Origin of the sequence: Microcystis sp. M31BS1 (assembly GCF_020245285.1) — a bacterium.
Taxonomy (GTDB): Bacteria; Cyanobacteriota; Cyanobacteriia; order Cyanobacteriales; family Microcystaceae; genus Microcystis; species Microcystis panniformis.
In genome coordinates this window covers 1-9,835 of sequence record NZ_JADBVE010000128.1, presented here as the reverse complement: position 1 = coordinate 9,835, position 9,835 = coordinate 1, and the positions used below count along the sequence as shown (strand labels likewise).

7 protein-coding genes are annotated in these 9,835 nt (G+C 39.7%); 2 read left to right on the top strand and 5 right to left on the bottom strand.

What is annotated here, in order from left to right:
* Positions 1-345: 345 nt before the first annotated feature.
* Positions 346-1,965, top strand: a complete 1,620-nt coding sequence (locus tag IM509_RS07320; protein ID WP_052276681.1) for a S8 family serine peptidase — start codon at positions 346-348, stop codon at positions 1,963-1,965.
* A gap of 80 nt (positions 1,966-2,045) precedes the next feature.
* On the opposite strand, the gene IM509_RS07315 is transcribed toward IM509_RS07320, so the two are convergent.
* The 5 genes from IM509_RS07315 to cbiD form a co-directional block, all read right to left on the bottom strand.
* On the bottom strand, positions 2,046-3,323 hold the full coding sequence (locus IM509_RS07315; protein WP_185237479.1) for a DNA cytosine methyltransferase: 1,278 nt from the start codon (positions 3,321-3,323) through the stop codon (positions 2,046-2,048).
* An 85-nt stretch (positions 3,324-3,408) separates the two neighbouring features.
* Positions 3,409-4,047, bottom strand: a complete 639-nt coding sequence (locus IM509_RS07310) for a HEPN domain-containing protein (protein ID WP_185237478.1) — start codon at positions 4,045-4,047, stop codon at positions 3,409-3,411.
* Positions 4,048-4,061: 14 nt separating this feature from the next.
* The gene (locus IM509_RS07305) at positions 4,062-5,303 is read right to left on the bottom strand and encodes a DUF262 domain-containing protein (protein WP_185237477.1); all 1,242 of its coding nucleotides are present in this window, start codon (positions 5,301-5,303) and stop codon (positions 4,062-4,064) included.
* Between the two features lie 88 nt (positions 5,304-5,391).
* Positions 5,392-7,017, bottom strand: a complete 1,626-nt coding sequence (guaA, locus tag IM509_RS07300) for a glutamine-hydrolyzing GMP synthase (RefSeq protein ID WP_052276684.1) — start codon at positions 7,015-7,017, stop codon at positions 5,392-5,394.
* 140 nt (positions 7,018-7,157) lie between these two features.
* Positions 7,158-8,285 carry a cobalt-precorrin-5B (C(1))-methyltransferase CbiD gene (gene cbiD / locus IM509_RS07295; protein ID WP_185237476.1) on the bottom strand — a complete coding sequence of 376 codons (1,128 nt, stop codon included), beginning with the start codon at positions 8,283-8,285 and terminating at the stop codon, positions 7,158-7,160.
* Positions 8,286-8,560: 275 nt separating this feature from the next.
* Between cbiD and IM509_RS07290 the strand changes: the two genes are divergently transcribed.
* Complete coding sequence (locus IM509_RS07290) at positions 8,561-9,418, top strand: Rpn family recombination-promoting nuclease/putative transposase (protein ID WP_052276685.1); 858 nt, start codon at positions 8,561-8,563, stop codon at positions 9,416-9,418.
* Positions 9,419-9,835: the final 417 nt, after the last annotated feature.

The following is a 9,835-nucleotide window of genomic DNA, read 5'->3' as shown; positions in this document are numbered from 1 at the left end:
TAATTGATTAGTTCACTCTAGATCGCAAACAATTGACAAAAATTGCGGTAATGTCTGTCTCTATAAGGGTTTCATTCCTTATAACCCCGTCCATTGCATAAGACAAACCGAAGAACCATTCATCCTAGGGTTGATTCATCCTAAGGTTGATTCATGAATCAACCCTACCCAAACCCCCCGTTGGGGGCGTGGCGCCGCCCCCAAACCCCGGAGCGCATTAGCTTTTCGGTGGGATGCTTACAGCCAGCTGCTGATATATCTGTAATAATTTAAGAGTTACTAATAATTGCTGATTGTCGGTATTTCTGCAAATGTGAGATTCACTCCTGAGATTTCTGTCTTAGAATGGATTGGTATCACCTTATCACCGCAGGATTGCTGATGATGAAAAGAGGGTTTTGGTTTGTCGTCGGGTTAGTGGTAACGATAATTCTGCTTCCTTCCCTGGTTCTTTCTAATTCCATCGGTGAACAGGGAATTTATGCTGATCGCTTGCGGGCGGAACCCTATAATTTATTAGGGCGAAAAATTGCCATCGGTCAAGTGGAAATCGGCCGACCGGCGCAGTTCGGTTATGATAAAGTGGCAGCTTGGCAGCCTCCCTATAAATTAGCTGGTGTTTTTTTTCGCAATCAAATTGCCAAACCCAACACCTATCTAGATAATCACGCCGCTATGGTGGCAACGGTGATGGTCAGTGATGATAAAAAAATCCCCGGAGTGGCCCCAAAAGCGAGATTATATTCGGGGGCGGTGGGTTCTTTGCGACGCGGTGGACAACCGGAAGAATGTCTTGCTAGTCAAAATATTGCCCGACAAAATAGCGGTGATGTCCGCGCGATTAACTTTAGTTTTGGGGAATCTTTGCAAAGAGATCAACGACAGGAACCAAAATTAGATGGTCAAGCTTTATTAACTCAATGTGTTGATTGGTCATCGCGAGTTGATGATGTTCTTTATGTAATTGCTGGTAATCAAGGTAAGGGAGGAATTCCCATTCCCACCGATCATTTTAACGGCATTACTACCGCTTATACAGCCAAAAGAGAAGGAAAATTCACTAAAGTTGATTTTGCTAATATTAGTGCTTTGCCGGTGGGTATTGGTCGCAGTTTAATTAAACGGGAAATTAATGATGGTTCGCGGCGCTCAATTAATTTAGTTGCCCCTGGCAATAAAATAGAGCTTTATGACCTCAAAGGTAAATTAAATACTGTTAGTGGCACCAGTTTCGCCGCCCCTCATATTACGGCATCGGTGGCACTTTTACAAGAATACGGCGATCAACAAATTAATCAAAAAAATCCCCATTGGAGTGTCGATTCTCGTCATCATCAAGTGATGAAGGCAGTCATGCTTAATGCTGCCGATAAAATTAAAGATACGGGGGATGGTTTACGGTTAGGTATGAGACGGACAGTCTTAACTAAGGATCAAAAAACTTGGTTAGACTCCGATGCTTATAAAGACCCGAAAATTCCTTTAGATATGCAGATGGGGACGGGACATCTTAACACTTTTCGCACCTACCAACAGTTTAGTAATGGTCAATGGTCAGCCACAGAATCTATTCCTGCCATTGGTTGGGATTACGCTACAGTTACCGCTAATAGTTATCAAGATTATGCCCTAGAGAAGCCATTAAAAGCTAATAGTTTTGTTTCGATAACTTTAGCTTGGGATCGTTTGGTAGAACTAATCGATACTAATCGCAATAATCTCTATGATATCGATGAAAGTTTCCAGGATCTCGGACTGAATAATTTAGATGTTTATCTTTTACCTGCCCAGGAGGATAATAATGCTAAATACACCTGTGCTTCCCTGAGTGATAGTGATAGTTTAGAGCATATTTTTTGTCCTGTCCCCATCTCTGGAAACTATAAAATTCGGGTTCAATATCGTCAACAAGTTAATGAGAAAGAACAAGCTTTTGCTCTCGCTTGGTGGACGGTTCCTGAATAATAAAAATGATAGTAAATTCTGTTGAAAAAGTCTAGGGGGAGTGAGAAGATGGGAGCAGGTTTTTAAAGTTCGATAGGCAGTTAATCGTACTGTCTCTGAGAGACACCTCGTTTTCTTTTCGGGATAACATCGTCAGGGATTCCCCAATAGTTTGATGCCTGAGACATATTATATAGCAATAAGTCTTCGGGCATTTTTTCTAAAATAACTCGGTTGAGATTAGCGGTATTAATATTCATTGCTCCCATCACAGAAGAGCCAAGTTCTTTCGATAATAGCGGAATAACCGCATTACCAATCTCACGAAAACCATGCCATATTGTGCGGTGAAACTGAAACCAATCGGGGAATGTATGTAATCTGGCGGCTTCTCGTACAGTAATACAACGAGGAATAGAATAGTGAATGGGTCTAGGAGCAGTATAGGCTCCTTTGTCGCTATTAGTTCCGGCCCGGAGAGTGTTACATAAACCAGTGGGAGAAAGCTTTAAAAAGCGACTTTTTGGTTCCACTGTACCCGGTTCGGTTAAGATAAATCTATCAATTGATCTTTGGGTATGAACTGAGCCTATATGTCCATAGATTTTTATATCTACTGTTCTTTGATGGCAAAGTTTAAAAATATCCCTTGGCTGCACTGAATATTTTTTCCTCTTACCACTATAATCTAATTTTGATGCGGGTATGCCTAAATCAGTATCGATAAAGGCTGGTATTAATTCTAAATCTGAAATCGCATCATAGACGCTGGTAAAAGCTGATTTTTTGGCTGGGTTTAAATCGACGGTCTTTGTCAAAGGATATTTAGCCATCGTCACGTCTTTTCGACTACCAATTAAGATTAATCTTCTGCGCTTTTGTGGGGCCCCGTATTCACTGGCATCAAGGATTTTAATTGGCTGATTAATTGTATAGCCAATAGCTTCAAATTCAGAGATTAACTCCTCTAAAAATTGTTTGTGTTTACCCGTAGCCATGCCGGGGACATTTTCAAAGATAAAATACTTGGGTTTAATTTCCCCTACAATCCGCAGATATTCAAATACAAGAGAATTTCTAGGATCATCTATTTGTCGTTTACCAATCAATGAAAAACCTTGGCAGGGGGGACCGCCGGCAATTAAACTAACATCGGTGGCATAGCCTTTTAGTTTTAATAATTCCCATATTTCTCTACTTGTTACTTTGGCTATATCCCGACAAATAGTTTGACAATAGGGAAAGTTAAAATGATGAACCAAGGAATGGACTGCATCAAACTCCACCGCTACAGCAATATCAAATCCCGCCGCTTCTAGACCAAGGGACATCCCACCGCAGCCGGCAAATAAATCGATCGCAATTGGTCTATGTTTCACTTTGATGATTAGCTCTCTATTCTCTGCCTTTTATTATACTGTATTTCTGATATAATTAACACTTTAAATTTTATTAAGAGGGCAATTACTTAAGCAAGTTAGTAATCAATTGATCGACTTTCTCTAATTCTTGAATAATTTGTTTAACTCTCTCTAATTCGTCGGCAGGGTTAGGCGTTTGTTTAGTTTTTATTGCCGAAGAATGAGCGATTTCACCGCGTTCTTCTCCAAAAGTATTCATATTGGCTAACCAAACTTTATCTAAGTCATCACTATCGATGCCGATTGGTAAGAGTAATTTTAATAGGTTAGTTTCTTTAATCCCATGATTTTGATCGATAACTGATTTAAAACATCTAATAGCTATGTCAATTTTTTTAGTTATTTTTAGTTTATCTTCAGGCAGATTTTTCTTACCTTTAAGAGGAGTAAGGGTGTCGGGAGGAGCTGCCATTTCTTGACCAGAAAAAGCGATTACACATAACAAAACTCCACTAGCTTTACCTTGATTATCCCAGATATTTTTTGCTGTCTGTACTGTATCCCAAACTCGATCTTCAAGATAAGATTCAATCTCAGCATGAGCAAAAACTCGATAGGCAAAAGTTAAAGCTAATTGTCTTTCAGAATAGTCATTTATCTCGCTAAATTTACGAGGTAGGAATTGTTTTTTTAGTCGATTCAATTCTCTGGTTAGTTGTCTAAATCTTAGAGATGTCGGCATAGTAAAAAAACTAACTATCTTAACCCCTTAAAAATAATACGATTGTCTTCCATCTGAGGAATATTGAAGTTAATATCTAATACTTTTGATAAAGCTTGACCCCATAAATGAAAACGATTGTAAGTTGCTCTAATACTTTTAGTAGTTTTTTCTACTGAGTTCCTAAATTCATTGTCAGGGTTAGATAATAATTCTTTAAAAGCATTTTCTATCTGTTCTTTGTTTTTCTCGGCAGCTGCTCTAATTAGATCATCGCAAAAGTAAAAAACCATCACATCTAAAATTGCTCGATTCAACTGACTTCGATACTTTCCTTCTTTATATAACCAGAGACGAGAAAAGTTTTTCTCTCCAAAAATATTAATTGTTGTTTGGACAGCTTTTTCAAATTGATCAACAACATTGATAATTTCATCTGAGCGTTTTTCCCATTCTTGATTGAAATTTTGACAGGTTTTATCTAGAAGTATCTTAACATCACCGCGATAATCAGATAAATAATAATGAAAAGCTACATAACGCAATAATATATCAGTGTCGCGCATCCGGAAATCGGGATAGGAAGATTTAAATATTTTCTTTAATGCTTGACTTTCGATCGCTCGATCATCTAAAAAATTAATAAAACCCCCTGGGTGTAATGCTTGTCTTAATTCTTGAGAAGACAAAGGGGTATTTTCCACATTGAGACGCAGAAAAATTTTATGAAGGAAACTCTCCGTTTTCCAATTACGGATAACAATCGTGCGGATAGTTTGATTATCCAGTTGGTCTGAGATATCATTTAAATTGAAGTCATTTTCTAGATCCTGATATTGGCAGCCATTGAGATTATCTAGAAATTCTAAATCTTTTAAAGTAAAACTATTATTAGGTGTGGCACTGTCACCATAAAACTGTAAAATTGTTAGTAGGCGTTGTTTGCCATCAAGAACGATAAATTTCCCTTTTTCCTTATTATTAGTAGCTAAGACAATCAGTGGGACTGGAAACCCTAGAATTAGGGATTCAATAAATCGACTTTTACGAGTAATATTCCAAGCATCTCGTCTTTGAAAGCGCGGATTGAGTTGAATATTTTCTCGAATTAATTGATCGCGGATCGTTGCGGTAGTCCAATCACTTCCAGCAACAACAGTCTCGGAGATTTCTTTGAGTTGTAGTTTTTTTTGGTTTGCTGATTCTCCTTCAATATCTTCTTCTTCTTCCGCAAAATCCACCGCTTCTATTTCTTCTAAAATCTCTAACTGTGTCATGGTAGTAATTAATCTCCTCAATTGTCTATTCTGCAAAAATCCCGCCCCAATATTTGGACGGGACTAACAATCAATCAATAATTCAATACTACTCCCATTCTATAGTTCCGGGGGGCTTAGAAGTAATATCATAAACCACGCGGTTAACTCCCTTAACTTCATTGACAATGCGATTAGAAATTGTCTCCAATAAATCATAGGGAACCCGCGACCAATCGGCAGTCATTCCGTCTTCACTGCTGACTAAACGTAGGACAATAGGATAAGCGTAGGTGCGTTGATCTCCCATCACTCCCACACTGCGGACAGGCAATAAAACCGCGAAAGCTTGCCAGAAATCGTGATACATTCCCTGCTTATTAATCTCATCGCGCACTACCCAATCTGCATCGCGCAAAATATTTAATTTATCTGCGGTGACTTCCCCTAAAATGCGAATTGCTAAACCGGGGCCGGGGAAAGGTTGACGACGAACAATTTCTTCCGGAAGACCAATTGATCGGCCTAATTTTCTCACCTCATCCTTAAATAATTTTCGCAGGGGTTCGACTAATTTAAACCGGAGATTTTTCGGCAGTCCACCAACGTTATGATGACTTTTAATTTTAACCGCGACTCTTTCCCCGGTTTTGGGATCCACATTACTATCGGCCGATTCAATCACATCGGGATATAAAGTTCCTTGGGCCAGATAATCAAAGGGTCCCAAACGATTCGATTCTTCTTCAAACACCTGAATAAATTCATGGCCGATACGACGGCGCTTTTCCTCGGGATCGGTGACACCGGCAACCTGCGCTAAAAATCGCTTTCTAGCGTTGACATACTGGACTCCGATATGGAATTGCTCGTTAAATATCTGCATTAATCGTTCTGGTTCACCCTTACGCATGAATCCCTGATCGATAAACATACAGGTTAGTTGATCACCGATCGCTCGATGCAAGAGGAATGCTAAGGTAGAGGAGTCCACACCGCCGGATAAAGCCAATAAAACTCGCTTATCGCCCACTTTTGCCCTAATTTCTCGGATCGATTCCTCGACAAAAGCTTCCGTAGTCCAAGTGGGTTCGCATTTGCAGATATGATAGACGAAATTGCGAATTAAGGCGATTCCTCCCACAGAATGGACAACTTCCGGGTGAAACTGCACTCCAAAGAGTTTTTTCTTGTGGTCGGCAATGGCCGCACAATCGGTATTATCGGTATGAGCGAGAATTTCAAAACCCGCAGGCAATTCCACGCAGGAATCCCCGTGACTCATCCAAGCGGTGGAACCGTCCTCGACATTGGTTAATAAATCGGTAGGATCGTTGATAAATAGGGATGCTTTGCCGTATTCGGCCCGTTTTGCCCGTTCCACCCTACCTCCTAACTGCTGTACCATCAACTGCATCCCATAGCAAACTCCGAGGATGGGTACACCTAAATTCCAAATTTCGGCATCACAGTGAGGCGCTCCAGGATCATAGACGGAATTGGGACCGCCCGAAAGAATTATTCCTTTCGGGTTGATTTGGGCCAATTGTTCGGCACTGGTACGATAGGAGAGAACTTCGGAGTAAACGTTCGTTTCCCGGATTCTGCGGGCGATTAATTCAGAATACTGGGAGCCAAAGTCAAGAATGATGATTATTTGACGATTAAGGCTATTAGTGAAGGACTCTGAGGGCAAAGTCTCTTGAGGGGTAGGAAGGGGGGTTTGAGTTGTCACTGCGATCAAAAAAAGAAACTGGCAGGAAAAGGTTAAAGTTTTGTAAACTAAATCGGCTATTGTTCTGAAAATAAGCTACAATAGTATGGCCTTATTAGTTTCATTTTTTAAGACTAAATATTCCCACGATCATAGCACGGTCACTGGGGAGTGACTGGTAGATTTTGCAAAAATTTAAGGCCATTTTCGCTTTTGCTGATCAAAGAACGAGAGCGATCGAATAAAATACAACCGACCCCAAGATGACCGTTACTGTGGTTATAAACGTATTCTTGGCAACGGCGATCAATCGTATTAGCCATTTCTCCATAGATGCGTTCCACCCAATTATCTCCCGTTTGCCGGTCTAATTGACGCAGATATTCCAGACCGTTTTCGCTGGTGCTACTGTCAAAAATTTGCTGGAGATGGGGGGTAGCTAAACCCATTTTAGCGGCGTAGGCGGTGAGAATTTCCCGACGACCATCGGCCAGATGATGGTGAGTCTGAAAGATTCCCCCGGCAAGTTTAATTAATTTACCGTGATAACCAAACAAAAGAATTTCAGAGATTCCCTGTAATTGTGCCTCTAATAACATCGGCCCGATCCAATTGGCTGTTTTTACCAAAATATCAGGATTAATACCCATTTGAGGGGCTAAATCTAAGCCATTTTCCCCGATACAAAACACCAGGCGATCGAAACGACGGGATAAAATTTTTAATTGCTCGCGAAAGATTTCCAACTGTCCGGGAGCGCTCAGGGGTTGGGAAATGCCAGTGGTACCCAACAAAGATAATCCCTCTACTACCCCAAAAGCGGCGTTAGAAGTCCTTGTGGCCAGTTTTTTGCCTTCTGGAAGGATAATCGTCACTTTGAGGCTTTCTTGGGGCAGTAACAGGGGTCTGAGGTTTTCTTGCAGCAGACGCTGGGCATAACTATAAATAGCTGATTTTCCGCCATTATCAACCTGGATGCCGATTCCTTCGCCGCCTTGAATCTCTATCTCTTGATTACCCGTTTTTCTTTCTACTAACGCCCATATAGGGGTATTTCTAGTTAAATCTAAATTATCCCCCGGATCGCTGCGGGTGATGGCTAGGGCAGCATCGGGGTTGAGTCGGGCAACTTGTTCGATGGCAATTGTAACGGCTTCTGGCGGTTCTAAAAGATTAAAAGTAACGGAATTTAGCTCATTTTCGCCGTGGAGATGCTGGAGAGATGCGATCGCACTGGCACAGGCAAAAACCGGCAAAGTGTAACCCGAACGGGGTGGGGAGATAGACATAAATAGGGTTGATAGCCAATCAAATTAGCCGTAATCTGATTATAGAACTAGGGGGCAACTGCTGCTATTTTTGATGATTCTTTGACATCCTCACCACCCGGGGTGAGCGCATCTCAAATGCTATTGACAATTGACCAATTTTGTGATCCTTGTGAGAATTTCAAGTGATACCAGTCAATCAGAATAGTTACGAACTCTACCCCTTTGGTCGATTGTTGCTTAACAATTGAGATGGCAAATTCTACAATGAGACTAATTTATGATATGATGAAAGAATGTATGATAATGTTTGTCGAATCTTAGCGTCACTTTTTTCAAGGGATATAGCCACTTGGTTAATCGGAGAACCGATTACATTAACCGAGTTGGAACCGACTGAGTTACTGCTAGATCCAATTAGAGTAGATAGTTTGATTTTTTTACAATCAGAAGACTTAATTCTTCACATCGAATTTCAGACAGATCCGAAAGAAGATATTCCTTTTAGAATGGCTGATTATCGTCTGAGGATTTATCGTCGGGTTCCTCGAAAAAGAGTTTATCAAGTGGTTATTTATCTGAGAAAAAATCAATCTGCTGCTGTCAAAATTAATACCTTTGAGTTATTAGAACTACAACATCGTTATAATGTAGTTAGACTCTGGGAAGTTCCCAGTGAAACTTTTCTAGATGTATCAGGTTTACTTCCGTTTGCGGTGTTGTCTCAAACTGATAATCCAGAAAAAGTATTACAACAAGTAGCTCGTCAAATTGAAAAAATTTCTGATAACATAGAGAGAAATAACATTGCTGCCTCAACTGGTATTATTGCAGGGTTAGTTTTAAATCAATCTATCATTAAAAGATTACTCAAGGAGGAAATTATGAAGGAATCGGTTATTTATCAAGAAATTCTCGCTAAAGGAATCACAGAAGGTGAGATTTTAGGCTTTAAAAAAGGCGAAGCCAATCTAATTCTTAAACAAATTAATCGCCGAGTTGGTAATATTTCAACTGATTGGGTCAACAAAATTCAAGAATTATCTTTAGAACAATTAGAAGATTTAGGAGAAGCTTTATTAGATTTTACCTCTCAATCTGATTTAATTAACTGGTTTAATTATCTTGAAGAAAATAAAAAAAATATTAGATAGTTACACCCTGCAATCTAATAAATAATACTTGTCATTGATGAAAATTTTCTTTCCTGATCATAGCATTTTACCCGTACACAACCAATAACGCTATATTTGAGGAATTAAATCAAAGCGATCGCCTATAGCATTGTATAATAAAGTTGTCTTGAAATAATTAAGAGAAATTTACATAACTACTGATATAAATTAACGGAAGTTCTAGTAAATCTCGCTGATAAATGCTAGTAATAAAGAAACGTGCAGCCTTTTCTCGATGCTGATTTAGTCGTTGAATTTGGGCTCTTCGGGAATTGTTATGCAAATAATTAACTTAAAATAAAATTCGATGAGAGCGCCTACGCTCAAAAGTAGCTGAAATCCATACAGGGAAGGACTTAAGGCACAAACAGGTTAATACCAAAAGATAGACAATTG

Bases quoted from the DNA above. Each gene is read 5' to 3' on its own strand.
- IM509_RS07310 (WP_185237478.1), bottom strand. From the start codon at position 4,047: ATGCCGACATCTCTAAGATTTAGACAACTAACCAGAGAATTGAATCGA.
- IM509_RS07320 (WP_052276681.1), top strand. From the start codon at position 346: ATGGATTGGTATCACCTTATCACCGCAGGATTGCTGATGATGAAAAGA.
- IM509_RS07305 (WP_185237477.1), bottom strand. From the start codon at position 5,303: ATGACACAGTTAGAGATTTTAGAAGAAATAGAAGCGGTGGATTTTGCG.
- cbiD (WP_185237476.1), bottom strand. From the start codon at position 8,285: ATGTCTATCTCCCCACCCCGTTCGGGTTACACTTTGCCGGTTTTTGCC.
- IM509_RS07290 (WP_052276685.1), top strand. From the start codon at position 8,561: ATGTATGATAATGTTTGTCGAATCTTAGCGTCACTTTTTTCAAGGGAT.